The sequence below is a fragment of the Slackia piriformis YIT 12062 genome (assembly GCF_000296445.1).
Lineage (GTDB): Bacteria > Actinomycetota > Coriobacteriia > Coriobacteriales > Eggerthellaceae > Slackia > Slackia piriformis.
Genome location: NZ_JH815198.1, coordinates 1203824 through 1227828 on the forward strand (window position 1 = coordinate 1203824; position 24005 = coordinate 1227828).

Genomic DNA, 24005 nt, shown 5'->3' on the forward strand with positions numbered 1-24005 from the left:
TCATTCCCCCAATACGACGAAATTGACCACAGTCGCAAGGATTAAGCTCCGTTCTTCCCCCAAAGCAGGCATTTCGACCAACGCTCGAACGGAGGACAGACGCGACGTATGGTCTTGCTTAGGCGGCGACACCGAAGCCGTGTCGCGTATCGTCAGAGCGGCAACCAGGACGACTACTTCAAATAGCGATTGATGTCGAGCCCGCCCATGATGTCATCCATGGCTTCTTTGAGCTCCTTCGCCGCAAGAGCGCCTTCGCGAGCAAGCTCGACACTTCCTTTCGCCATGCTTTTCATCTCGCCTTGCGTCATGCCCATGACGACCACCTTGTCGTCGGGATCGCCCTCCTCTTCGGCGGGACACCAGTCGTAATGTGCGCACGTTTCGCATTCGCCGTCGCATCCGGCTTCGTAATACGCCTCCGCCGCGTCCTTGGCAGCCTTCTCCTCTTCGGTAAGCTCCTCCTCAGGCTCTTCCTCCTGGTCGGCAGGCTCCTCGGGCTCTTCCTCAGTCTGCTCTTCTACGACTTCTTCCTCGTCTTCGAAGTCGTCAGGACACCAGTCGTAGTACGGGCACGTTTCGCACTCGCCCTCGCACTGCTCGTCGTAGTATTTCTGCCATTCCGCCTGCATGGCGGCATCGTCTTTAGGCTCAAACTTCTCCTTCAGGCGTTGGTATTCCTCATACTCCCGACGTTCACGGGCTTTTGCCACCCCGCCCTTACGACGGCCTTTCTTGGAACCGCCTTCGTTTTCAAGGTCACCGAACACCGCTTCTTTCGCGACGTTTTTCGCAACACGGCCCGCGGTACGCGTAGCCTTCCTGAACAAGCCCATGAAGAATTACCTCCTATCGCAAACGAGCCTTAAGCGCCCGCTCGATCTCACGCTTCGAATCACGCTCCGCCATAGAAGCGCGCTTGTCGTAGAGTTTCTTGCCCCGTGCAACAGCGAGCTCGATTTTCACAAGCCCGTTTTGCGCGAAATAGATGTTCAAAGGAACCAGGGCCATGCCCCTTTCGCGCGTTTTCTCCTCGAGATAGCGAATCTGATTGCGATGCAACAGCAGCTTGCGCTTGCGATCGGGGTCCGGATTGGCGATGTTGCCATGCGAATACGGAGCAATGTGCAGATTGTGCAGCCAGACCTCGCCGTGACGGATAAGCGCGAAGCAATCGGTCAGCTGGCAATTATTCTCGCGAAGCGAGCAGACCTCCGTGCCGGACAACACGACACCGACCTCGAACGTTTCGAGGATATCGTACTCGTGAAACGCCTTGCGGTTCTTCGCTATCTGCTTTTTCTCTCGTGCCACGTTGTCGAACTGCCTTTCGTTATCGTGCAAACGCCGTGCTTGCATAGACCGATGCACGGCGCACCATTATACAGGTTCGCCCGCTTAGCGACGAACGCCCCTGCGCTTGCTCTCCAGCAGGATGAAATCGGCCCTGCGCTCGTAAGGAGAAACCGCCGCGATGCGAATGCGCACCCGCATGCCCAGCCGATAGACCGAGCCGCTGTCGGAACCCGTTAGGGTGCGACGCGCGGCGTTGAGGACGTAGTATTCGTCCCTGTCCCGCAACGACACGAAGCCTTCGGAAGTGTCGTTCAGGCGAACGAAGAACCCCGAGCTCATGACGCCAGAAATCAAACCCTGAGCCTCTTCGCCTATGCGCGTCTCCAAAAGCTCGTAGAGCTTGAGCTCTTGCGATTCTCGCGCGGCCACCTCCGCCGTTCGCTCCGCGACCGAAGCATGGTCGGCAATCGCCGCCATGGCGCTTTCGACAGCCGAGGTTTCTTGGGTCCTCCCGAAAAGCGCGACTTTCACCATGCGATGGACCATGAGGTCGGGATAGCGCCTGATAGGGCTTGTAAAGTGCGCGTACGCGTTACTCGCTAGACCAAAATGAGGAGCGCAGCAGTCCTGGTATGCGGCGCGCTTCATGGTGCGAATCATAAGCATAGAGACGAGGTATTCCTCCCTGCGTCCTTTCGCGTAGGACAGAACTCGCTGGATGGCACGCGGATTGCCAGACGCAAGCGCCGAAAGCGAGACGTGCTTTTCGTAGCCGAACTCCTGGAGAACTGGTTTGAGCTCGGCCATGTCCGCCGGCGCAGGCTGCTCGTGCGTTCGGTATATGCACGCCACGCCCTGATCGCGCAAAAGGCGCGCCACGGCCTCGTTCGCGGCAATCATGGCTTCTTCGACGAGCGATGTCGCATCGTTTTTCACGCGCAGATCAACCCCGAGCGGATGGCCGCCCTCATCGAGCGCAACCTTCGCCTCGACGCTTTCGAAATCGATGCCGCCGCGCTTCACGCGATTCTCGTGCAAAGCCTCGGCGGCCTCGTGGAGCAACACGATGTCGGAGGCGACATCCGAAGCAAGAGAGCCCCTCAAGCATTCAAGCGCATCGGCGGCGCCTTCAAGATCGCCCCGAAGGTACGCGGAAAGCGCAGACTGCGCCTGACCGTAGGTCAAACGAGCCGCAGAGCGGATTACCGAGGGATATGCCTTCATGTGAGACACGTTTCCCAACGGATCGACGACCATATCGACCGTCATGGCGCGACGCAGACGGCCAGGGCGAAGCGAGCAGACATCGTTCGAAAGCTGCTCGGGAAGCATGGGGATGACGCGGTCGACGAGGTATACACTTGTCGCGCGGCGGCGCGCCTCAATATCAAGGGGTGAGCCCCAGGGCACATAATGCGAGACGTCGGCTATATGAACCCCGAGAAGCAGCCTCCCGTCGCCGAAGGGCTCGATCGAGAGAGCGTCGTCGAAGTCCTTCGCATCGTCGGGGTCGATGGTAAAGATTCGACGCTTGCTCAGGTCGACATAGCGCGAATCCGAAAGCGCGTCTTCGGCGTCTTCGCGCACCTCCCCCGCCTGCTGCAAAGCCGCTAAGCCGAAATGGGTCTCCAGCTTATGGCGGGCGACAATCAGGGAAACGTCAATTCCTACATCGCCCTCGTGCCCCAAGACCTCCTCCACGACACCCTGGGCGGGTTCGCGCCTCGAAGGGTAGACGGTCATGCGAACGCGAACGATATCGCCATTGCGCACATGGGGGGCATCGCTTCTCAGCGTGAAGATGTCATGTTTGATGCGAGGGTCTTCAGGAACGACGACGCCAAAGGGCTCAGCCACTTCATAACGCCCCACAATGCACTCGTGCGCCCTTGACAGGACGCGTACGACACGTGCGGCAGGACGGTTGTTCGAGGCGATCGCAGAACGCGACGAGCGTTGCGAAGCCCCTGGCAGACGCGTCACTTCGACCATATCTCCGTCAAACGCGTCGGCGACTTTCGAAGCCGGAATGAAGAACTCTCCTTCGGCGGTCTGGACGAAGCCGAAACCGCCCCCGCAAAGCTCAAGAACCCCGCGGGGATGGGCGCGCGGGGTTCGTCTTGTATTGGATTTTCGCGATCGAGAACGCGCCATGCAACTCCTTTTCACGCCGGAAACGGCAGGCTAGACAAGCGAACCTGCCGTTTCGATGGCAAAGGTTTTCTGATTGTCGTCCGATGCGCCTTCACGCACCGTGACCGTGATATTGGGGGAAACGCCGACGTTGTCGATAAGATAGCCGTCGGGACTCTTGTAGCGAGCCGCCGTGTAGCGAAGGGCGCCCCCGAAAGAAAGGGGCTTAGTGACCTGGACCGAACCTTTCCCCATGGTTGTCGTGCCCGTAAGGACTGCGCGGTCGGTATCGCGCAAAGCCGCCGCAAGGACTTCCGCCGATCCCGCTGTGTTGCCGTTCACCAAAACGACCAAAGGAGCGTCCGTGGCAATATCGCCCGTGACCTGCTTGGTCGTCTTCGCTTCGAGCGTATCGATTTCCACGACAACGCCGCTTCGGATGAACAGCGATGCCACATCGACAGCCTTGGTGAGATACCCGCCGGGGTTGTCACGAAGATCGAGCACAAAGGAGTGGGCGCCGCGGGAGGAAAGGTCGTCCAATGCGGAGCGGACAAGCGTATCGGAATTCTGCGTCAACTGCTTGAGGGAAATGTAGCCCACGCCATCGACAAGCTGCGTCGTGACGTTGGGTTCTTGATAATCCGAGCAGATCAACGTCGTAGTGAATTCCTCGCCCTCGGAGCCATCGGACGTCGAAGGCCGCAACCAGGTGATAACAACCGACGAGCCCGCCTCGCGCTGAACGGCGTTGATGGTCTCCGTTGCCGTCCAATCCTGCGAGCGATCGCCATCGATCGCAACGACCACGTCGCCCTGGCGAACCCCGGCATCCGAGGCGGAGGAGTTCTCGAAGACATCAAGCGCGAACGCTTTTCCGTTCTGCTCCGAGAAGAACACGCCGACGCCGGGATATTCGTCCGTCGCGACATCGACGAAAGAGGTGTAGCGGGCGTCGTCGAAATAGCGGGCATAAGCGTCGTCGGTATTCTTTAAGAAAGAATCGAGCACTGCGCGGGTGGTTGCATCGGCATCGTAGGAATCAAGGCTGCCGGAAGAGAGCATCTTCTCGACCTCATCAAGGCGGGAAGCTACCGCCGAGACCTCGGGAGAGGCGCCCTGGGAAGCCGACGAGGGATCTTTCGCCGCCACGATACCCAGGCGCTCCATGAGCTCGGCGTTTCCGCGCAGCAAAAAACCGGCGGAAAAAAGAAGGCACGCGGCAATGCAGAGGACCAGCATTCGCAAAATCCTCGCATTGCGCGTACCCATCTCGATATGTTTGCGTTTTCCGTTGCGCATGAAGCTTCGGCGCTACACCTTCAGGTAGCGGCGCATGGCGAAAAACGACCCGACGGCAGCGATGATCAGACCGAATACCAGCATGACCAGATAAATCTGAACATACGTGCTTGCAGACAGATTGATAGGCAGCCACATAAGGGCGTTTGCAACCTGGGGAAGCGCGAATCGATGGATAAGCTCGATGGAGCCGATAGCCAAGGCGGAGCCGATAACGGCATGCACCACGCCTTCCATAAGGAAGGGCCCGCGAATGAAGCCGTTCGAAGCGCCGACGAGGCGCATGATGGCAATCTCCTTGCGGCGGGCAAGGATGGCGAGGCGAATGGTGTTGTTGATGAAGACCAGCGCGATGAAGATCAGCAAGGCGATCAGCGCTATGCCGATGTAGCGGATGTAGCTCGTCAGGCTGAAGAGACGGTCTACGCTGTCTTCGCCGTATTTGACGCTATCCGAAGGATCTTCCGGGTTGTCGCAGATAGCGATGAAATCCTTATCCGCCGCCAAATCGGAGGCGATGGTCTCAACCTGCTGCGGATCCGAAAGCTCGATTTCAATTGAAGCGGGCAACGGATTGGTGCCGTCGAGCTGATCGACGATATCGGTAGAGCTCATCGAGTTCTGGAAGTTCTCGAGAGCCTGGTCCTTCGTGGTGAAGCTAACGTTCGCAACGCCGTTGACGCGCTCGAGGTCAGACACAACCGCATCGATAGCGGACTGTTCCGCGTCGTCTGCGACATAGGCCGTGATGGAGACCTTGTCTTCGACCGACGACACGGTGTTGTTGATGATAGCTCCGCCCATCAGGAAGATGCCGATGATCAAAAGCGAAAGAAAGATGGTGATGATGGAACCCAGCGATGTGCTCAGATTGCGCGTGAAGCCCGTGAGGGATTCCTTGAAGAAATATATGAGACTAGACATCGAAACCGTACACTCCCCTGTCCTGGTCGCGGGTCAGCTGACCGCTGTCAAGCGCGATAACGCGACGACGCATGTTGTCGACCATTTCGCGGTCGTGCGTGGCGACGAGCACCGTGGTGCCCGTGCGATTGATTCGCTCGAGAAGATCCATGATGCCGCGAGAAGTCTGCGGGTCGAGATTGCCCGTGGGCTCGTCGCACACCAGCAGCGGCGGACGATTCACGATGGCTCGGGCGATAGAAACGCGCTGCTGTTCGCCGCCGGAAAGCTGGTCGGGGCGCTTATTGAGCTTGTCCTGCAAGCCAACGAGGCGCAAGACCTCGGGAACCTGCGTCTTGATGACGTGGCGGCTTTTCCCGATTACCTCGAGCGCGAATGCAACGTTTTCGAAAACGGTCTTGTTCGGCAAGAGCTTGAAGTCCTGGAAAACGCAGCCGATATTGCGGCGCAGATAGGGCACGCGCCAGTTACGCATCGTGCTCAAATCCTCGCCCGCGATGAAGATATGGCCGTCGGTGGGCTTGAGCTCGCGCGTGATCAGTTTGATAAACGTGGATTTGCCCGATCCGGAATGACCTACCAAAAAGACGAATTCTCCCGCATAGATCTGCAGGGAAATGTCATGCAGGGAGGGCTTGTTGGGCTGTGCGGGATACACTTTGGTCACATGGTCGAATGTGATAACAGGAGCCCCCATGGGCTGCTGCTGCACATCTTCCACGGAAAGCGTGGGCAGCGAAGTGGACAGGTCGGGCAAAACGCCCGTTCTACCAGGAGCCTTCGAATGGCTTCCGTTGTGCGCCGGCGCGGAGCCGGGCGTATTCACGGGAGGCATGGCGCCCGTGGCCTGAGGGCGGGGGCGCATTGCGCGCTCCGCCGGCACGGCGGGCCTTGAGGTTGCTGCGGCATCTTGCCCAGCGGCCGCATGACGGCCTTGAGCAGGCGGAACCGCCGGAATGGCGCCCGTCGACTCTTGGGCACGACGCTGCGCGTCGTTCGTGTTCGTCACAGAATGCTCCGTTCATATCATGGTTACTGGACTTAACTCACCCATTCTAGCAAGACCGCCGCGCACAAGGCGCGGCGGTCACAGAATGTTCATCGCGCTCCGCAAAACCCTCCATACGGCCAGACCAGACGTCGAAAACAGCCGAGTTTAAAGGGAGATTCGCATTGCTACAGAACGTTTTTCCTGGATAGGGCCTCATCGACAGCGGAAGCGATGGCCGGAGCGTCAAGCTCGAACTCTCGCATGAGCTCCGCCATTTCTCCCGACGTGCCGAAGCAGTCGCGCATGCCGACACGCACGAGCGGCAGGGGAAGCTTCTCGGACAAAAGCTCAGCGACGGCACCGCCCAGCCCGCCGATGACCGAATGCTCTTCAGCGGTGACAACGCACCCCGTCTTCCGAGCGGATGCGAGGATGGTCTCCTCGTCGAGGGGCTTGATAGAAAACGCATCGATGACCTCGGCAGAAACGCCTTTTTCCGCAAGCGCTTCGGCAGCCTTGAGAGCTTCGTCGATCTCTACGCCGCACGCGACGATGGTAACGTCGCTGCCCTCGCGCAAAACCTTCGCGCGACCGACTTCAAACACCGAGTTCTCATCGTACACGCAAGGCACCGAGGCACGGCCCATACGGATGTAGACGGGGCCAGGGGTTTCGGCAGCAAGCTTGATGGCCGCCTTCGCCGCCGCGAAATCAGCGGGAACGAGCACGCGCATGTTGGGCAGCACGCGCATAAGGGCGATGTCTTCGACCATCTGATGGCTGCCACCGTCAGGGCCTACGGAAACGCCGGCGTGCGTCGGAGCGATTTTCACATCAAGGTTCGCGTAGCACACGGTATTGCGAATCTGGTCATAGACGCGCCCCGTGCCGAATACCGCAAACGAGCCGGTGAACGCAACCTTTCCCGTCAGGGAAAGACCGGCGGCAACGCCGACCATGTCCTGCTCTGCAATGCCGACATTGAAAAGACGCTCGGGATAAGCGTCTCCGAGCTTCTTCGTGGTGGTGGACCCGGAAAGGTCCGCCTCGACGGCGACTACGGGAACGCCTGCGTTCGCGAGCTCGATCAGGGTCTCGCCGTACGCAGCGCGCGTGGCCTTCTTCTCGTTAGCCATGCAGGGCCTCCTTATCGGTCAGTTCGGCAACGGCCTGCTCGGCCTGCTCGGCATTGGGAGCTTTCCCGTGCCATCCTGCCTGGTCTTCCATGAACGAAACGCCTTTGCCCTTCGTGGTCTCGGCGATGACGATCTTCGGCTTTCCCGACTTCGCGCCCTTCGCGGACTCCAACGTCGCAAGGACTGCCTCCATATCGTTGCCGTCGCACACGAAAACCTGCCAGCCAAAAGCCTCGAATTTGGCAGAGAAGCTGTCGGGGCAGCACACGTCTTCGATACGGCCGTCGATCTGGAGGTGGTTATGATCGAGAATCGCGACCAGGTTGTCCAGGTTGCGGTGGGATGCGAACATAGCGGCCTCCCAGACCTGGCCCTCCTGGCATTCGCCGTCTCCCATCAGCGTGAAGACGGTTGCCTCGCTGCCGTCGAGCTTCAGGCCGCACGCCATGCCGGCGGCAATGGAGAGGCCCTGGCCCAAAGATCCCGTCGACGCCTCGACGCCGGGAAGCTTGCGGCAGTCGGGATGTCCCTGAAGACGGCTGTGCAGCTTGCGAAGAGTCTTCAGCTCCTCTTTGGGGAAATAGCCGGACTCGGCAAGCGTTGCGTAAAGCACGGGAGCCGCATGTCCCTTCGAAAGAAGGAAACGGTCGCGGTCCTCCTTCCTGGGATCGTTCGCGTCATGGTCGAGCACGCCACCGAAATACAGCGCGCACAAAATCTCGACAGACGAGAGCGACCCTCCCGGATGCCCGCTTCCCGCTTCGGCCACCATTTCGACGATATCCACGCGAATATCGTTGGCCTTGCCTTTCAAATCTTCCAGGTTCACGTCGTTTTCCTTCCGAATCAGCGACAATCGATACCTTTATTGCGAGACACGCCAACGATGGTATCCGATGACGAACTGTTCTATATCGCCATCGAGAACCGCGTCGACGTTACCCGTTTCAATATTACTACGAAGGTCCTTCACCATTTGGTATGGGTATAGGACGTAATTTCGAATCTGACTTCCGAAGCTGTTCTCCATCCGCTCGCCGCGCAAGGCGGACAGCTCTTCCTCGCGTTTGCGCCTCTCGAGCTCGTAGAGCTTCGCGCGCAAAACCTTGAACGCAGCCTCTTTGTTTTGCAGCTGGCTCTTCTCGTTCTGGCACGTCACCACGATACCCGTCGGCGCATGGGTCAAACGCACAGCGGAGTCCGTCGTGTTGACGCACTGGCCGCCTGGACCGCTCGAACGATAGACGTCGACGCGCACGTCCGCAGGATTGAGATCAACCTCGATGTCATCGCTGGTGACAGGCAGCACCTCGACGCTTGCAAACGTCGTCTGGCGGCGTTTTTTGTCGTCCGTCGGCGAGATACGCACCAAACGGTGGACGCCGTGCTCGCTTCTCAGCATGCCGTAGGCGTTATGGCCTTCGACCTGGATGACTGCGCGGTCAAGGCCGATGCCTTCACCGGCGACCACGTCGAGAGACTTGACCTTCCAGCCTTTCTGCTCGGCATAGCGGACGTACATGCGATACAGCATCTCCGTCCAATCCTGGGCCTCGAGGCCGCCCTGACCGGGATTGATGGAAAGGATCGCATCGCTTTCGTCCATTTCCCCGGAAAACCAGGATTCGATTTCGAATCGCTCCAGCATGGCGGAAAGCCGCTCGAGCGCCGCATCCTTTTCTTCGGCGAATGCGGGGTCTTCTCCGGCAAGCTCGGCGGCAGCCCGAGCATCCTCAAGCGTGGCAACCGCCTCTTCGTAGCTTTCGACGGCGTTGCGCAGGGTACTGGCCTGACGGGAGACCTCTTGCGCGCGAGACGTGTCATTCCAGAAGTCGGGAGAAGCGATCTGCTCGTTGAGTTCTTCGAGGCGCCGGGCCTTCTCGTCTATATGAAGCCATATGCGCGCATCTGCCACGCGCTTCGACGCCGCTTCGATTTCTTTGGATTCTCTCTCTGCCATTGCTACCTATCACGTCCATGACATTTCTTGAATTTCAACCCGCTTCCGCACGGACACGGATCGTTGCGACCGACGTTGGCGTAAGGATCGTGCTCCTCTTTGCGATACGTTTGAGGCTTTGCCGGCGCCGGCTTGGGCTGCTGCGAGGCGCCCTGACGAGCAGGGGCCCTCATCGTGGATTCGAGCGCTGCTTCGGGAGAGGAGTAGCTCATCTTCCGGTTCTCCAAAGGAGACCGCTCGTCTTCCACCGGAGCTGCTACCTGCAGACGAAGCAGCGTGCGCAGGAAATCCTCGTACATAGAGGCCGTCAGCGATGCGAAGGCCGCATGCGCCTCCTCCTTGTATTCGACCAAAGGATCGCGCTGTCCGAAGGCGCGCAGCCCGATACCCGTCTTGAGGTAATCCATCTCCTGCAAATGATTCATCCAGCGAACGTCGATGATGCGCAGCATGACCTGGGCCTCGAGCTTGCGCATGTTCTCGTCGCCGACGGCTTCTTTCTTCTCGTCGTAGACGCCTTCGAGATACTCGATCAGGGCGTCCGCAACGACGCTCGAATCGTCGTCATGGTCAATCGCCGAAACGCTGAAATCGGCACGTCCCGTCATCTCGGCGGCCCAGCGCTCGACCGCTTTCGCGTCCCAATCGTCGCTCGGGGATTTCGCAGGACAATTCTCGTCGACGATTGCATACGCAGCGTCCGAGACAATATCGCCGATACGGCTGGAAAGGTCCTTGCCGTCCAGAATGGCGTTGCGTTCGTTGTAGATGGCGTTACGCTGCAGGTTCATGACGTCATCGTATTCGAGGACGTTTTTACGGGCTGCGAAATGCATGGATTCGACCTGGCGCTGAGCGCTCTCGATCGCCTTCGAGACCATGCCCGCCTGAATGGGCACATCGTCTTCGGCACCGGTCTTTTCCATCATGCGGGCGATGGAATCCATGCGGTTCCCTCCGAAAAGACGCATGAGGTCGTCTTCCAGAGAGAGATAGAACTGCGTAAGACCAGGGTCGCCCTGACGGCCGGCGCGGCCGCGAAGCTGATTGTCGATACGGCGGGATTCATGACGCTCGGTACCGATGACGGCGAGACCCCCTGCAGCAAGGACTTCCTTCTGTTCCTGCGCGCATACGCGCTTCGCCTCGTCGAGGGCCGCCTGACGCTGCTCGGCAGAAGGAGCGGGAAGGGCGTCGGGAGACGGTTCCTCCTCGGGAGCGCGATTCGGGTCGAAGCCCTTCTCGTAAAGAACGTCTTCCATCAAGACCTCGGGGTTGCCGCCGAGCAGGATGTCGGTGCCGCGGCCTGCCATGTTCGTCGCAATCGTCACCGCGCCGACGCGACCGGCCTGGGCGACGATATGCGCCTCTCGCTCGTGGTTTTTCGCATTCAGGGTTTCATGGGGTATGCCGCGTTTATCAAGCAGGCGAGAAAGACGTTCGGAGCTCTCGATGGAGACCGTGCCGACAAGGCACGGCTGACCAGCCTTGTGGCGCTCTGCCACATCGTCGGCGACGGCGCGGAATTTAGCGTCGATCGTGCGGTAGATCAGGTCGTTCTCGTCGATACGGGCCTGCGGCTTGTTGGAGGGAATGGCCACGACGGGAAGCTTGTATATCTGACGGAATTCGGCATCTTCGGTCATAGCCGTGCCCGTCATGCCGGAAAGTTTTTCGTACAGTCGGAAATAGTTCTGCAGCGTAATGGTCGCAAGCGTCTGATTCTCCTCGCGGATGCGCACGTTGTGCTTTGCCTCGAGTGCCTGATGAAGACCCTCGGAGTAACGACGGCCCTCCATGATGCGACCCGTGAACTCGTCGACGATTTTCACTTCGCCATCGACGATAACGTAGTCTTTGTCGAGGTGGAACAAGAAATGTGCGCGAAGAGCCTGCTGCAAGTGATTCGCCAGCTGGCCCGAAGGGTCGGCGTAGATATCCTCGATTCCCAAGCGGGACTCGATCTTCGCCAGACCGCTTTCGGTGGCCATGATGGTACGCTTCGCCTCGTCCATCTCGAAGTCTTCGTCGCGCACGAGGCCAAACATGGCCTGGGCGAACTTCTTGTACATATCGGCCGCTTTCACGCCGGCGCCAGAGATGATCAGCGGCGTGCGCGCTTCATCGATGAGGATGGAGTCAACCTCGTCGACAATGGCGAAATAATGACCGCGCTGCACGCGCTGATCAGCACGCGTGACCATATTGTCACGCAGGTAGTCGAAGCCGAACTCGGCATTCGTACCGTACGTCACATCGGCTTTATAGGCGGGGATGCGCTCGGAAGGGCGCATCCCGTTTTGGACCAGGCCGACCTCCATGCCCAAGAAGCGATAGATGGCCCCCATCCACTGGCTGTCGCGGCGGGCAAGGTAGTCGTTGACTGTGACGATATGGACGCTCTTGCCCGTCAAGGCGTTGAGGTAGCCGGCGAGCGTCGAGACGAGCGTTTTGCCCTCGCCCGTTTTCATCTCGGCGATCTGGCCGTCGTTGAGCGCCATGGCACCGATGAGCTGAACGTCGAAATGACGCAGGCCGAGCGTTCTCACGCTGGCCTCTCGAACCGTGGCGAACGCCTCGGGAAGAATGGAGTCGAGGCTTTCGCCATCGGCCACACGCTGTTTGTACGCCGCCGTCAAAGCACGCAACTGCTCGTCGGTCTTGCCCTGCATTTCGGGCTCGAGCGCATTGATTTTCTCGACAAGAGCCTGATAGCCCTTCATCTGCTTGCCCTCGCCAAAGGTGAGAAGCTTCGATAGGAATCCCATGACACCTCTTCGTCCCGCCGAACGCCTAGGCGAACGACGCTTTGCCGCATAGTGATACTGATTCGAATTAACCTGCGCTACTTTACCATAGATACGCTGCGCTTCATCCTCTCCTAGGCCGAGACCAAAGAACCCCCATTCGCCTCATCGAGCAGGCGGCGATGAAGCCTCACGATACGCTCGGAGGGATCCATCCCCAGATCTTCTTTCATGAATCGCTTGCATTCGAAAAACGTGTCCATGGCAAGACTTCGCTGGCCCGTTGACATCTGGGCCCGCATAAGGGCGCAGAACGCATCTTCTCTTTTCTCGAAGCGCTCGAGCGCCGCCTGGGCGAACCACAGCGCGGCCCTCGGCTCGTCCGCGTCGCACAGTCTGTCCGCCGCGGTGACGTAGACGTCGGCGAGCCGGGTTCTGAAGCGCTCCCGCAGCCGGGCGATGTAGGCGTTCGAAGCCTCGGAGGGCAACAGCCCGCACGCGAAGTCTTCCTCAAGGCGCGCGAACGCCTCCATCCACACCCCGGCCTCCGGCTCTTCGAAGGTAAGCATGCGGCAGATCGACTCGAACTCCTCCACATCGCTTTTCACGTAATGGGCATCCACCATGTAGCTTTTCTGGTGCTTCGCCAAGTACGGGCAGGCCCCTCGCTCGTCCATGAGAGCGCGACGCAGAAGGGACCAGAGCGAATAGAAGCTGTTGACGGACTTATCGCTCGATGTGTCGGGCCAAAGCACGTCGAGCAGCTCGCTTCGAGGAACTTCTTTGCCCCGGTGCAAAACCAAAATGGCGAGCAGCGTCGTGGCCTTATGCTTCTGAAAGGCTTTTTCGTCGACGACCTCCCCTCCCACGCGAACCTCCATACCGCCGAAAAGGCGCACGTGCATAAGGGGAACCTGGGTGCTTGCGGTCCTGAAAGAAACGACGTTGGAAGGAAGCTCGGAAAGCGCACGCTTCGCCTTCGCCTCCTCGCGCTGCGCGGCAAGGCTCGAGAGTATGCGCTCGGCCTTTCGCCGGCGCGAAAGGCTTGCATCTCCCACGGCCTCGAAACCTACGGCTTCGCGAAGCAGCGCCTCGTACACCGTTGGTTCGTCTTCCTTCTCGCACAAACGAATCGCACGGATAACAAGGGCGTTTGCGCGACGATGCGGCGCATCGGGACCGTACTTCCGCTCAGAGCGAGACTCAAGCTCTCTTGAAAGCCTCGCCGCACGAACCACCTCGAGCAGCACGGACGACTCCCGCAGAAATTCGTCGCCGCAGCCTTCGAGTGCACCTATCGCCCCCTCGAGGTCTTCTCCCTCAAGAAGCCGGGCTCGAGCCGCGCAATACAGGGCCGAATCCTCCTCGACAGCCCCGGCGCATACGCCCCTTTCGAGCGTCGAACGCGCCTTGCGGCGTCGCTCGCCTTCCGCGCATTCCTCCGCGAGAAGGGCCGCCTCGATTCGCTGATGTGCAGAAGCATCGGAGCCGGCAAGCACACGTGCTGCGAAACACGCGGCCTTCGTGTCGTCTCGAAGAAGATGCAACCGCTGCGCCGCCGCAAGGGCCATGCCGCTCGACAAAGAAGCGCCTTCGAGACCGGACGACTCGAACAGCTCCTGGATGCAGGCGGGATATCCGGCGCGAACGAAATCGTCCTGCACGACCTCTATCCACAAAGCCCTCTTCTTTCTCGGGCAGAGGGCCGCCACAAGGTCGCACGACCTCTGCCACATCCCACGACGCACCAACAGGTCGGCCAGCCGGCCGACGAGCGCGTCTCTGCTCGAAGCGGTGGCGCCCTCCACGATCCGCCCGATCAAGGTGTGACACGCTTTGGTTATCTTGCCTATCGGGGCGCTGTGCGCCTTGAATCGCTCCTCGATGAGGTCGATTCCCAGATGGGGATAGCATTCCTCGAGAAGACGGAGCGTGTCTTTTTTCACCCCTTTCACAACAAAGGACACATCCTCTATGGAACCTTCGCCCAAAACGAGCATGACGAATTCGACGAGAACCAGCTCGGCGGGCGCTCCCGCCGTCTTCATCCCTTGGAGCAAGGCGTCAACGTCAGAATCGGTTCCCCACACAAACGATGCGACCCTGTCGCACTCCCCGAATCCGGAATTGCCCGCAGAATCGATTTCGTCGGCATCGACCAGCAGGTCTTTCGAAGCAATGCATACTCGGTCCTTTTGCAAATCGCTCAAGGAATCGGCGACCGGAGTCACCGTGACGAGAACTTCCCATCCGTCGGAAAGCAGCGTGTCTATGTCATGCGAAAATGCCTCTGCCCTCCCATCGCCAAGAAAAGGCACGTCCTCGAAAACCGCAAGAGAACCCCTGCCTCCGAGAAGCGAAAGCGTCGACGCGACGACGCCGTCGTCAAGGTCTCGCAAAAAACACGGGCTTTGGCAGTTGATCCAGAACGTATTCGCGAAATTCGAGACCACGTTTGCGTACTCGAACGCCAGCATGGTCTTCCCATAACCCTGCGGAGCGACGAGAAAGCGAGCCACATCGCGCTCGACCATCATCTTCTGCACTAATTTCGGACGAGAGCGATACTTTTTCGTACGCAAATTCTTCGGAGGACGTCCGTTGCATGCCGAGTTCGCAAGAAAGCTTTTCATGGGTGCGCTCCTTCCAACCACGCTTAGTTCCACGCCTCGACGCTCTCGCGGACAGCAACGACCGGTCGGTCTCGCAAGGGAGTGCTCTTTGCCGAAAACAACAGGCCGCACCGCAGAAGGAGCTTTCATCGAACCTTCGAGAGACCAGCACCCTCCCCATGCGTCGGGCATATGCATTGTAGTGGTGCGACGAAAGACGGCCTTCTCATCACAAGGGCCGTATCAGGAGGAGCGGACGAACAAGCACGGCAGCGGTCTTCCTTTTCTCATCCGTCGGCGATTCTCTGCTGTTTTTCACCGCATTTTCCACTACCATTTCGGCCATGAATCTTTCCCCCGACATACCGATCGATGCACGGGCGCTCTACGTCCTGAACAAGCTTGAAGAAGCCGGCCATAGCGCCTGGCTCGTCGGAGGGTGCGTTCGCGACGCGTTCATGGGAATCAAGGCCAACGATTACGACATAGCCACTTCTGCGCCTTGGCAAGAAACGAGCTCTCTCTTCAAGAAGGCCGGCCACAACGTCGTGGAGACGGGAGCGAAGCACGGAACGGTGACCGTCCTGGTTGAATCCGTTCCCTTCGAGGTAACAACCTACCGCGTCGACGGAGTATACAGCGACGCGCGGCATCCCGACACCGTAGTGTTCGCCGACACCATAGAAGACGACCTCTCTCGGCGTGATTTCCGCATCAACGCCATGGCCTTCCATCCTTCCCGCGGCCTTCTCGACCCCTTCGGAGGACTTGACGACATCCGAAAACGCCGCCTTTGCGCAGTCGGCAACCCCTTCGACCGCCTTGCCGAAGACCCTCTTCGTATCATGAGGGGTCTTCGCTTCGCCGCAAAGCTGGGATTTTCCATCGAGCATCGAACGAAAAACGCAATCCGCGAAAATGCTCCGCTTTTGAAGTCTTTGTCGAAAGAGCGGGTTTTCGCCGAGCTGTGCTCGCTTCTGTGCGCGCCCCGCGCTTCCGCCATCCTTCTGGAATACTACGATGTCCTCGACGTCGTAGTCGAGGGAACGAGAGCCATGGCAACGCAACCTTTGAATTTCCGGGAAAGCACCTGCAGCATCCTCGAGCACACGGCGCACGTTTTGGACCGCACGCCTGCCGAGCCCGCCTTGCGTCTTGCCGTCCTGCTTCGCGACAGGGCAAAGACGCCCGCCTCGTTTCGCTCGAACGACCCGAAAAACCACGCGAAAGAAAGCGCCCTGCGCGCCAAGTCGCTCCTGGAAGAACTGAAAGCCCCGCGCCGCCTTCGCGAAAAAGTCTGCCGAATCGTAATTCGTCACAATGAATACGTCCCTCCCTCGCCCAGCGGCGTCTCGACGCTTGCTATCCTCGAAGGCGGCGACGCAGCGTTCGTGCGCGACCTGCTCACGCTGCAGCATTCGGAGCTTTCGGCCCTGGAATTCTGCAGGCCTCAGGCCGAAGAAGCGGCGTTGCGACTCGAAATCCTCGACGAGCTTCTTCGCACGGAAGCTCCCCTTTCGCGCACCGATCTGACCATACGCGGCTCCGACGTCGCAAACGCACTCGGAGTGTCGGGGAAAGCCGTCGGCCTCATTCTCGATGCAGTGCTCGACGCCGCAATCGAGGGCCTGCCAAACGAACGCGACACGCTTCTTTCGAGCCTTCCCCAGGCGCAAAATGCCGCGTGCGAGCATCTTTTTGAAAAAAAGTTTAAAAAGATGCTTGACGCAACCATGTATGACCTGTAGTATTTCAATCCGCGCTTGAGTTGCGGCTAACGCACTGGGGTGTCGTCTAATGGCAGGACAGCGGTTTCTGGTGCCGTATGTGAGGGTTCGACTCCTTCCACCCCAGCCATTTTTTTTCGAGCGCATGATTGTATGGCCTGGTCGTCTAGCGGTTTAGGACATCGCCCTCTCAAGGCGAAGATCGGGGGTTCGAATCCCCTCCAGGCTACCATCGCATACTTCTGCGAACCCTCCGATACTGTTTGTCAGTTCGGAGGGTTCGCCTTTTTATCGAGGAATCTCAGCAGAACCTTTCGTTGTCTGTTTTGGCTTGCAGAGTTTTTCTTCCCCTCCGAATCTCTCCTTCTTTTAAGCATGGCGCTCTTCGTGTTGCCCGCAGCCAAACCTGCATCGGAGGGCTCTCTGGCAGGAAAGATATCCTCCGAAGCCTCCTTATCGTGCTTCTTTCCGCCGAAAGCCTTACCGTTTTACCACCGAAATCTTCTCCGTTTCTTCCCGTTTTCTTCCAAGAACCTTTTCGCAAACCACGCGCATTTTGGACGAAATCCACCCGAAACGACTCCTTAAAGCATTGGTGATTGAAAACGAATCCTCACTATCCCCTTTTCCAAGCCTTGCAAGAAATCGATCCGTGAAGAAATCTCTTCAAAATATGGCCTTTCCGCCATTCGGCGAAAGGCCATATCCATGAAACGAACGGCTTCAATCTTGCCCATATCCTTACCTCACCAAGAGGTTTTTCACAAAATCGCGCTTACGCTTCAAGCCCATGCAGGCGAGAAAAACGAATCGCCGCCTATGCCTCAAGCGAGCCAAAGGCCTCGCGATGCGCCCACATGTGATCGAGCGGCCCGTTTCCCTTCCCCATGGCGAAACCGGCGCGAAGAGCCCCTGAAACGTAGCGTTTCGCCTGAAGCACCGCTTCGAAAACTTCTTTTCCCGATGCGAGCCCGCACGCTATTGCGCTCGACAGCGTGCAGCCGGTTCCATGCGTATTCTCCGTTTCGACGCGCTTGCCTTTCAGCCAGCGGCAAGACCCCCCGAGATACAGCAGGTCGTCTGCGTCGATTGCACCATGCCCGCCTTTCACGAGAACCGCGCCAGGCGTCATGCCGAACAGTATCCGCGCTGCCGATTCCATATCTTGAGGCGTTTCGATTGCCATGCCGCATAGCACTTCCGCCTCTGGAATATTGGGCGTAATGAGCGTCGCAAGCGGGAACAGCTCGCGTACCAAAGCGTCTATGGCCTCTTGAGAGATAAGACGGGAACCGCTTGTCGAAACCATAACGGGATCGAACACCACGTTAGGCGCCGCATGCTCGGAGAGCCCCCGCGCAACGGCCGAGACAATATCGGTCGACGAAACCATGCCCACCTTGACTGCCTGAGGGCGAATATCGCCGAAAACCGCGTCCATCTGGGCGCACACGAAATCCGGAACTACGTCGAAAACCCCGTATACCCCCAGCGTATTCTGGGCGGTTAATGCCGTGATGACGCTTTGGGCGTAGAGCCCCATCGACTCTACGGTCTTGATATCGGCCTGGATTCCCGCTCCGCCAGAACTGTCGGACCCCGCCACGGTAAGCACCGATGGAATACTGTACGACATGAACGAACTCCTTCAACGCGTAAGGTGCGGCTCCGTACGCCGCACCTTACGCTCTCTGCAATACGAATCATATTCCTAGATAACGCGATCGATGGCGCTTTTTAAGCCCCGAGCCGCCTGTCTGATATCGGACGCAGCGAACAGGGCCGACACGACGGCCGCACCCGCAACCCCTGTTCCCTCAAGGGCCGCTACGGTCTTTTCGTTCAGGCCCCCGATGGCCACGACGGGTATATCGACCGAGCGACATATATCCGAAAGCGTAGCAAGGCAAACGTCGGCGGCTTCAGGCTTCGTAGCCGTCTTGAACAGCGCCCCCACACCGAGATAGTCGGCGCCAGCCTCCGACGCCGCAAGGGCCTGATCGACCGTCTGCACGGACACGCCGACTATTTTTTCGGGACCGAGAACCCGGCGGGCCTCTTCGCAGGCGGCATCGCTTTGTCCCACATGCACGCCATCGGCCTGCGCCACAAGCGCCGCCTCGAGATCGTCGTTGATGACAAAGGGAACGTCACCCGGAATCACACGACGCAGACGACCGCATTGCTCGACGAGATCGCTCGTCGAGGCGCGCTTGTCCCTCAGTTGGACGAACGTCGCGCCGCCCTCCGCGGCTTCGAGAACGCACTCGTCAAGCGTGCGACCACCCAGCCACGAAGCGTCGGTGACGGCGTATAGGCGAAGCGCTTCGGGATGACAGCGCAGGTATTCGCGAGGAGATTGCATCTACGCCACCTCGAAAGCTGCGGCATCGCGAGCGAGCGCCGCACCATCGAGCAGGGAAAGCTCGTCCATGAGGTAGGTGGCGAAACTGCCCGTTCCGCCCTGCATGCGCTCGAGCTTCGCGGCAGCGCGCTGTCCTGCAACGCCCATATGAACGACAGCCGCCAAGGCCGCACCTGCTGCATCCTCCTCACGACGAGCGATATATGCGCCGGAAAGCGCCGAAAGCATACATCCCGAGCCAGTGATTCGGCCTTGAAGAGGAGAACCGTTGCGAACGGCGAACGCACGGTTCGCATCCGCCACGATATCGATAGGCCCGGTGATGGCGACGACGCACCCGGCACGCTCGGCAAATTCGCGCGCAAACTGAGCGGCGGTCTCGATATTGGATTCGCCGACAATATCCTCAGGATTGACATCGACCCCCTTCGTGGCGCTCGCCGCACCCGCAAGGGCTTTCACCTCGCTCATGTTGCCGCGCACCAAAGCAATCGGAAGGGTCTCGAGAAGCGACCCCGCAACCTCGGTACGAAGCCTGGAAGCCCCCGCTCCTACCGGGTCGAGAACGATTGGGTGACCAAGATCGGCAGCTTTCGCTCCCGCCACCTTCATAGACTCGATGCTTCGTTGGTTCAGGGTTCCGATGTTGATGACGAGCGCATCGCAGATGGACGTGATGTCTTCGACGTCGGCAGGCTCATCGCTCATGATGGGGCTTCCACCTACAGCGAGCACCGCATTAGCGCAGCTTTCCACCGTGACATAGTTCGTGATGCAGTGGACAAGCGGAGCGGTTGCGCGCACCGAATCGCACGAGGCGGATATGACGTCGTTGATTTCAGACAGAGGCATTGCCATGATTTCTCTCCCTTCGCTGGCATTACCCAAACAGGTTCATCGGGTCGGAGCAAATCAGCCCCCTCTCAGCCTGCTTTAGCAAGCTCCCCGCATACGCCGATTATAGCCTCAGGCCCATTCCCATCACGAGAAAAGATTGCATCCGGTGCGTTCTCGACACGCAATCGGCGCATTACGCTCGCATAACATACGCAACGAAGAGAGCGGCATGCTCGGAAGAATGACCATAAGCTCGCCCGAGCCGACACGTATACGCGCCGGCTTCCCGACGAATTCGTTGGAAAGACCCAATGTCACGTCGTTGCTCAAGTCGATGTCTTCCACCTCGTACTTCAGCCCCGATTCCGTCACGCCCCGTGCGCAATCACCCATGGAAAAGACCGACAGCACCCCCCGCTCGAATGCAGGTAGCTCCAAGACGTTGAAGCCTCGCGAAGAAAGAGGAACCATGACGCTTCCCTCCCCCACCGCGACAGCTTGCATCGCCCGTTTCGACGCTCCCACGAGCGCTTGGCATGTTGCGAGAGTGTGATCGATCCTCCCGCCGAGCGCACCATACACCGCCACGCGACGGTATCCTTTCAAGCGGGCCCAGTCGAGCGCCAGCGCCGTATCGCTGTCGTCCTTCATGGTGGGATGGCGCTCCACAGCAACGCCATCGGGCACATATCCCAAAGAGTCGAAATCCCCCAATGCGTAATCCGGCTCGATGCCAACCCGCTCCAACGAGGCGTAGCCTCCATCGACCGCCACCGTACACCCGAACGTTTCGCGCGAGAAATGGGCGGCATCAAAAGAAGCCGCCCCGACCAAAGCGCATTCGAATTCGATTTCTCGATCCATATTTCGACCTTTCTTCGCGAACGATGCTACAATAGCACGGCTATGCGGGCCGGACGGTCGCGTGGGATATGCTCCCATGAGGAAAGTCCGGGCTTCTAGAGGCAGGATGCCGGCTAACGGCCGGGCGGGGAAACCCGACGGAAAGTGCTGCAGAAAAGAAAACTCCCACTGGCGCGAATCGCGTTAAGGGAAAAGCTGAGAAGGTGCGGTAAGAGCGCACCAGCACGCTGGCAACAGCGTGGCTTGGTAAACCCCATCCGAAGCAAGGGCGAATAGGCATGCAACACGGCGCGCCTCTCCGTGCATGCGGGTAGCCTGCTCGAGACGTGCGGTAACACACGCCCAAGATAAATGGCCGTCTTCGAAGACAGAACCCGGCTTACAGGCCCGCTACGGCAAAAGAAAAGCTCCCTCGACGGGAGCTTTTCTTTTTTCAGCAAAATGGCAAATTGAAATTTAGTCGATATCGCCCAAATCGAATGCATCGGAAGCGTCGCCGTAGCCGCTCAGGTCTTTTTCGACCACGGAAGGCTTCGGGGTTGCAGGAATGGTAACGGGCGTCGCAGGCGCAGCTGCCGCAGGAGCGGTGTAGCTCGGGGCGACAGCACCGGTCACGCCTGCGGGAGCGGGCTTGTGAACAGGGGCCTGGGTGGGACTTGCGAAGCGAGCATGCGCGCGTTTCTTTCCATCCTTTTTGGCAAGTTCGTCTTCGACATCGTCGAGCTTGGCATTGGCATCTTCGATGAATGCCTTGAGGGATTCGGCATACATCTCGCAGGTCTGCTTATGAGACTGATCGAGTTCTTCGATCGCTTCTTCGATCTTTTCCTTCTCGGCGTTGGCACGGTCGATGATGCCGGCGGCGTCTGCCTCAGCGTCGGACTTGATACGCTTCGCCTCGCTGTTCGCCGCATCGATGACCTCTTTGGCGGAACGCTGAGCGGTAACCAGCGCGTTCGCAATAGCGGACGCGTCGTTTTCCTGCTCGGCGAGCTTGCGCTCGAGCTCCGCGATGCGCTCGTCTTTCTCATCCGCCGAAAGCGCCTGGGCGGGCTCCGCGTCGCGATTCTCCTCCGGCTGCGCCATAGGAGGCTCTGCGAAGGCGGCATCCATGTCCATCGGCTCTTCCTCATAGGAAGCCTGCGCATGAAGCTGCGCGGTCAGCTCTTCGATTTCGGCATTCAGCCCGTCGATCTCTGCGGCGACATGCTCGAGGAACACATCGACCTCATCGACATCGTAGCCTTTGCGATCGACCGTGAAGCTCTGATTGTGAATTTCTTCGGAAGTGATGGCCATAACAGCTCCTTAACGCTTATTCAATGCCGATTCTTAAAGAATCATGACGATCAGACGTACAGCGAATTGTAATACAAGCAGGGCGAAAATCGGCGATATGTCGACCATCCCCCCAATTGGCGGAATGAATTTCCTGAACAGATTCAGAAAAGGATCGCAGACCCTGCCGAGAACGGTATCGATATCGGCGACGATGCCGCTCTTCTGGGGAATCCAGGACATGAGCACGTACACGAAGAGAATCATCGTGTACACGTCGGCCAGCGAGACGATGAAATACTCGAGCATCTACATCAGCCCCTGGTCGCGAAGGCGCGACGTTTCTCCCTCAGTCAGACCGGCGCCGCGAGTGATCGCGAACACGTGGCCGGACACGCACTCGACGCGCGCATCAAGCGCACATGCGACGCCGAAGCTGAAATCAAGGATGCGCTTGCCCAGCTCTTCGGGAGTCGTGCGCAAAGAAAGCACCGCGACGTCCCCCGATTTGAGGATTTTCGCAATACGCTCGGCGTCCGCATAGCTTTCAGGTTTGATAACCGTCAGAATGCGCGTGGCGCGGGCAACGACGCGAGGTTCAGAAGCGACCGCCGGCATGGAAGGCACAGAGGAAAGCTCATGCGCGGCGAAAGCACCCGTCTGGGCCGCGGAACCCTCGGCGGAAGCAGCAGGCGCATTCCTGCGAATAGCGCCCGTATCGGAAGGCGCAGGCGTCGGGTCGAACAGGCCGTTTAAACCGGGAGAACGCTGCTCGTCGGCCTTGGGGGCGGCGAAGTCGCGATGTTCCTGGGGCGCTTCTTCCGCATGCTCGTTCGGAGTGTACTGCGTATGGGCGCGCACATCGTCAGCCGTGACGAGTTTGGGCATCTGAGGAGCGAAAGACGCCGTTTTCGCAGCGCTCTGGCTGGTTTCTTTGGCGTAATCAGCCGAGTCGTCGAAGGCGTATTCTCCGAAATCTTCCGTTTCGAAATCATCGTAGGAATTATCGCGCACGGAAGAAGACCCATGACGGGGTCGCGGGGCATCCTTGAATCCCAGGCGATCTTTCAAATCGTCGAATTTTGGAATCTTCAAATCCATCTGTGTTCCACCTTATCCGTCAAAGCGGGCACTATCCCGCATAGTCGTCGCTAAAGATTGCACGTCCGACACGAACCATGGTAGCCCCTTCGGGAATGGCTTCGAGATAATCGTCGCTCATCCCCATTGAAAGTTCATGGAGAACCATGTCCGCCATGCCGCTTGCGGCAAGTTTCGAATTCATCGTATCACGCAGGATAGCCAAATCGGCGAACGTGGCGCGGGCGCTTTGCAAATCTCCCCGAAGAGCCATGATCATAAGCCCCTTGACGCGCACATGCTTCAATCCGTGACAGAACGCGAGCATCTCGAATAGCGCGTCGGGTTCAAGCCCCTGCTTGTTCTCCTCCCCGTCGTTGACCTCGATCAGAACGTCTTGCACGATGCCGGCCTTCGCGGCCAGTGAATCGATCTTCTCGGCATGCTTTCGCTCGTACAGCGAATGAATCAGGCATGCACGGCCCACGATGGACGGCAGTTGGCGAGATTGGATGTTGCCGATAAAATGCCAACGCTCCTGAGGAAACGCCTCGAACTTTCGAAGGAGCTCCGCGGGCCGGTTTTCGCCGAAATCGTGCACGCCGACCGCAATGGCTTCCTCTACCGCATCGAGATCCACCGTCTTGGAAACGGCGATGATACGAACGCCTTCGCGGTCGCGGCCGCACGCATCGCACGCTTGGGCAACCTTGTTTTCAACGAGCTCATATCGCTGTCGCAGCGTCATACGCA

At 58.9% G+C, this 24005-nt stretch carries 21 protein-coding genes, 2 tRNA genes, 1 other RNA gene and 1 riboswitch; of the genes, 4 read left to right on the forward strand and 20 right to left on the reverse strand.

Going from position 1 to position 24005, the window contains the following annotated elements; genetic code table 11:
* Nucleotides 1-173: 173 nt before the first annotated feature.
* From HMPREF9451_RS05360 to HMPREF9451_RS05410, 11 genes are all read right to left on the reverse strand, one after another.
* The gene (locus HMPREF9451_RS05360) at nt 174-836 is read right to left on the reverse strand and encodes a hypothetical protein (RefSeq protein WP_009139282.1); all 663 of its coding nucleotides are present in this window, start codon (nt 834-836) and stop codon (nt 174-176) included.
* Nucleotides 837-849: 13 nt separating this feature from the next.
* On the reverse strand, nt 850-1314 hold the full coding sequence (gene smpB / locus HMPREF9451_RS05365) for an SsrA-binding protein SmpB (protein WP_040626076.1): 465 nt from the start codon (nt 1312-1314) through the stop codon (nt 850-852).
* Nucleotides 1315-1398: 84 nt separating this feature from the next.
* Nucleotides 1399-3450, reverse strand: a complete 2052-nt coding sequence (rnr, locus tag HMPREF9451_RS05370; protein ID WP_009139284.1) for a ribonuclease R — start codon at nt 3448-3450, stop codon at nt 1399-1401.
* Nucleotides 3451-3480: 30 nt separating this feature from the next.
* The gene (locus tag HMPREF9451_RS05375; protein ID WP_009139285.1) at nt 3481-4671 is read right to left on the reverse strand and encodes a S41 family peptidase; all 1191 of its coding nucleotides are present in this window, start codon (nt 4669-4671) and stop codon (nt 3481-3483) included.
* A gap of 72 nt (nt 4672-4743) precedes the next feature.
* Nucleotides 4744-5655, reverse strand: coding sequence for a permease-like cell division protein FtsX (gene ftsX / locus HMPREF9451_RS05380; protein WP_009139286.1), 912 nt, complete (start codon nt 5653-5655; stop codon nt 4744-4746).
* Nucleotides 5648-6664, reverse strand: coding sequence for a cell division ATP-binding protein FtsE (gene ftsE, locus HMPREF9451_RS05385; protein ID WP_009139287.1), 1017 nt, complete (start codon nt 6662-6664; stop codon nt 5648-5650). The genes ftsX and ftsE overlap by 8 nt, the downstream gene beginning before the upstream one ends.
* A 167-nt stretch (nt 6665-6831) precedes the next feature.
* Nucleotides 6832-7782 carry a transketolase family protein gene (locus HMPREF9451_RS05390; protein WP_009139288.1) on the reverse strand — a complete coding sequence of 317 codons (951 nt, stop codon included), beginning with the start codon at nt 7780-7782 and terminating at the stop codon, nt 6832-6834.
* A complete protein-coding gene (locus tag HMPREF9451_RS05395; RefSeq protein ID WP_009139289.1) occupies nt 7775-8611 on the reverse strand; it encodes a transketolase in 837 nt (278 codons plus the stop codon). The genes HMPREF9451_RS05390 and HMPREF9451_RS05395 overlap by 8 nt, the downstream gene beginning before the upstream one ends.
* A gap of 36 nt (nt 8612-8647) precedes the next feature.
* On the reverse strand, nt 8648-9742 hold the full coding sequence (gene prfB, locus HMPREF9451_RS05400; protein WP_009139290.1) for a peptide chain release factor 2: 1095 nt from the start codon (nt 9740-9742) through the stop codon (nt 8648-8650).
* Between the two features lie 2 nt (nt 9743-9744).
* A complete protein-coding gene (gene secA / locus HMPREF9451_RS05405) occupies nt 9745-12510 on the reverse strand; it encodes a preprotein translocase subunit SecA (protein WP_009139291.1) in 2766 nt (921 codons plus the stop codon).
* Between the two features lie 113 nt (nt 12511-12623).
* Nucleotides 12624-15122 carry a BTAD domain-containing putative transcriptional regulator gene (locus HMPREF9451_RS05410; protein WP_009139292.1) on the reverse strand — a complete coding sequence of 833 codons (2499 nt, stop codon included), beginning with the start codon at nt 15120-15122 and terminating at the stop codon, nt 12624-12626.
* 323 nt (nt 15123-15445) lie between these two features.
* On the opposite strand from HMPREF9451_RS05410, the gene HMPREF9451_RS09420 reads away from it, so the two are divergent.
* The 3 genes from HMPREF9451_RS09420 to HMPREF9451_RS05425 all read left to right on the forward strand — a co-directional run bounded on the left by HMPREF9451_RS09420 (nt 15446) and on the right by HMPREF9451_RS05425 (nt 17060).
* Complete coding sequence (locus HMPREF9451_RS09420; RefSeq protein ID WP_009139293.1) at nt 15446-16849, forward strand: CCA tRNA nucleotidyltransferase; 1404 nt, start codon at nt 15446-15448, stop codon at nt 16847-16849.
* A gap of 35 nt (nt 16850-16884) precedes the next feature.
* Nucleotides 16885-16958: transfer RNA gene (locus HMPREF9451_RS05420), tRNA-Gln, on the forward strand.
* A gap of 25 nt (nt 16959-16983) precedes the next feature.
* Nucleotides 16984-17060, forward strand: a tRNA-Glu gene (locus tag HMPREF9451_RS05425).
* A gap of 352 nt (nt 17061-17412) precedes the next feature.
* Here the strand turns inward: HMPREF9451_RS05425 and HMPREF9451_RS09825 are convergent.
* The 5 genes from HMPREF9451_RS09825 to HMPREF9451_RS05445 all read right to left on the reverse strand — a co-directional run bounded on the left by HMPREF9451_RS09825 (nt 17413) and on the right by HMPREF9451_RS05445 (nt 20894).
* Complete coding sequence (locus HMPREF9451_RS09825) at nt 17413-17565, reverse strand: hypothetical protein (protein ID WP_156789200.1); 153 nt, start codon at nt 17563-17565, stop codon at nt 17413-17415.
* Nucleotides 17566-17645: 80 nt separating this feature from the next.
* The gene (thiD, locus tag HMPREF9451_RS05430) at nt 17646-18464 is read right to left on the reverse strand and encodes a bifunctional hydroxymethylpyrimidine kinase/phosphomethylpyrimidine kinase (RefSeq protein ID WP_009139294.1); all 819 of its coding nucleotides are present in this window, start codon (nt 18462-18464) and stop codon (nt 17646-17648) included.
* Nucleotides 18465-18539: 75 nt separating this feature from the next.
* Nucleotides 18540-19193, reverse strand: a complete 654-nt coding sequence (gene thiE / locus HMPREF9451_RS05435; RefSeq protein ID WP_009139295.1) for a thiamine phosphate synthase — start codon at nt 19191-19193, stop codon at nt 18540-18542.
* Nucleotides 19194-20051 (reverse strand): hydroxyethylthiazole kinase, encoded by an 858-nt coding sequence (thiM, locus tag HMPREF9451_RS05440; RefSeq protein WP_009139296.1) that lies wholly within the window; start codon nt 20049-20051, stop codon nt 19194-19196.
* A riboswitch (TPP riboswitch) is annotated at nt 20043-20151 on the reverse strand. It overlaps the preceding gene by 9 nt.
* A gap of 23 nt (nt 20152-20174) precedes the next feature.
* Entirely contained in the window at nt 20175-20894 is a 720-nt protein-coding gene (locus tag HMPREF9451_RS05445; protein WP_009139297.1) for a thiamine diphosphokinase, read from the reverse strand.
* 41 nt (nt 20895-20935) lie between these two features.
* Between HMPREF9451_RS05445 and rnpB the strand changes: the two genes are divergently transcribed.
* Nucleotides 20936-21291, forward strand: an RNA gene (gene rnpB / locus HMPREF9451_RS09530) — RNase P RNA component class A.
* Nucleotides 21292-21350: 59 nt separating this feature from the next.
* On the opposite strand, the gene HMPREF9451_RS05450 is transcribed toward rnpB, so the two are convergent.
* Genes HMPREF9451_RS05450 through HMPREF9451_RS05465 form a run of 4 tightly spaced genes read right to left on the reverse strand, consistent with a single transcriptional unit; the run spans nt 21351 to nt 24000 of the window.
* The gene (locus tag HMPREF9451_RS05450) at nt 21351-22193 is read right to left on the reverse strand and encodes a DivIVA domain-containing protein (RefSeq protein WP_009139298.1); all 843 of its coding nucleotides are present in this window, start codon (nt 22191-22193) and stop codon (nt 21351-21353) included.
* 33 nt (nt 22194-22226) lie between these two features.
* Nucleotides 22227-22481, reverse strand: a complete 255-nt coding sequence (locus tag HMPREF9451_RS05455) for a YggT family protein (protein WP_009139299.1) — start codon at nt 22479-22481, stop codon at nt 22227-22229.
* Entirely contained in the window at nt 22482-23273 is a 792-nt protein-coding gene (locus HMPREF9451_RS05460; RefSeq protein ID WP_009139300.1) for a cell division protein SepF, read from the reverse strand. It abuts the gene before it with no gap.
* Nucleotides 23274-23304: 31 nt separating this feature from the next.
* Nucleotides 23305-24000 (reverse strand): YggS family pyridoxal phosphate-dependent enzyme, encoded by a 696-nt coding sequence (locus HMPREF9451_RS05465; RefSeq protein WP_040626078.1) that lies wholly within the window; start codon nt 23998-24000, stop codon nt 23305-23307.
* Nucleotides 24001-24005: the final 5 nt, after the last annotated feature.

Bases quoted from the DNA above. Each gene is read 5' to 3' on its own strand.
- HMPREF9451_RS05410 (WP_009139292.1), bottom strand. From the start codon at position 15,122: ATGAAAAGCTTTCTTGCGAACTCGGCATGCAACGGACGTCCTCCGAAG.
- thiM (WP_009139296.1), bottom strand. From the start codon at position 20,051: ATGGCAATGCCTCTGTCTGAAATCAACGACGTCATATCCGCCTCGTGC.
- HMPREF9451_RS09420 (WP_009139293.1), top strand. From the start codon at position 15,446: ATGAATCTTTCCCCCGACATACCGATCGATGCACGGGCGCTCTACGTC.
- thiD (WP_009139294.1), bottom strand. From the start codon at position 18,464: ATGTCGTACAGTATTCCATCGGTGCTTACCGTGGCGGGGTCCGACAGT.
- rnr (WP_009139284.1), bottom strand. From the start codon at position 3,450: ATGGCGCGTTCTCGATCGCGAAAATCCAATACAAGACGAACCCCGCGC.
- HMPREF9451_RS05375 (WP_009139285.1), bottom strand. From the start codon at position 4,671: ATGCTGGTCCTCTGCATTGCCGCGTGCCTTCTTTTTTCCGCCGGTTTT.
- HMPREF9451_RS05455 (WP_009139299.1), bottom strand. From the start codon at position 22,481: ATGCTCGAGTATTTCATCGTCTCGCTGGCCGACGTGTACACGATGATT.
- HMPREF9451_RS05450 (WP_009139298.1), bottom strand. From the start codon at position 22,193: ATGGCCATCACTTCCGAAGAAATTCACAATCAGAGCTTCACGGTCGAT.
- secA (WP_009139291.1), bottom strand. From the start codon at position 12,510: ATGGGATTCCTATCGAAGCTTCTCACCTTTGGCGAGGGCAAGCAGATG.
- HMPREF9451_RS05445 (WP_009139297.1), bottom strand. From the start codon at position 20,894: ATGGATCGAGAAATCGAATTCGAATGCGCTTTGGTCGGGGCGGCTTCT.
- HMPREF9451_RS05360 (WP_009139282.1), bottom strand. From the start codon at position 836: ATGGGCTTGTTCAGGAAGGCTACGCGTACCGCGGGCCGTGTTGCGAAA.
- thiE (WP_009139295.1), bottom strand. From the start codon at position 19,193: ATGCAATCTCCTCGCGAATACCTGCGCTGTCATCCCGAAGCGCTTCGC.
- HMPREF9451_RS05390 (WP_009139288.1), bottom strand. From the start codon at position 7,782: ATGGCTAACGAGAAGAAGGCCACGCGCGCTGCGTACGGCGAGACCCTG.
- HMPREF9451_RS09825 (WP_156789200.1), bottom strand. From the start codon at position 17,565: ATGGGCAAGATTGAAGCCGTTCGTTTCATGGATATGGCCTTTCGCCGA.
- HMPREF9451_RS05460 (WP_009139300.1), bottom strand. From the start codon at position 23,273: ATGGATTTGAAGATTCCAAAATTCGACGATTTGAAAGATCGCCTGGGA.
- ftsX (WP_009139286.1), bottom strand. From the start codon at position 5,655: ATGTCTAGTCTCATATATTTCTTCAAGGAATCCCTCACGGGCTTCACG.
- HMPREF9451_RS05465 (WP_040626078.1), bottom strand. From the start codon at position 24,000: ATGACGCTGCGACAGCGATATGAGCTCGTTGAAAACAAGGTTGCCCAA.
- prfB (WP_009139290.1), bottom strand. From the start codon at position 9,742: ATGGCAGAGAGAGAATCCAAAGAAATCGAAGCGGCGTCGAAGCGCGTG.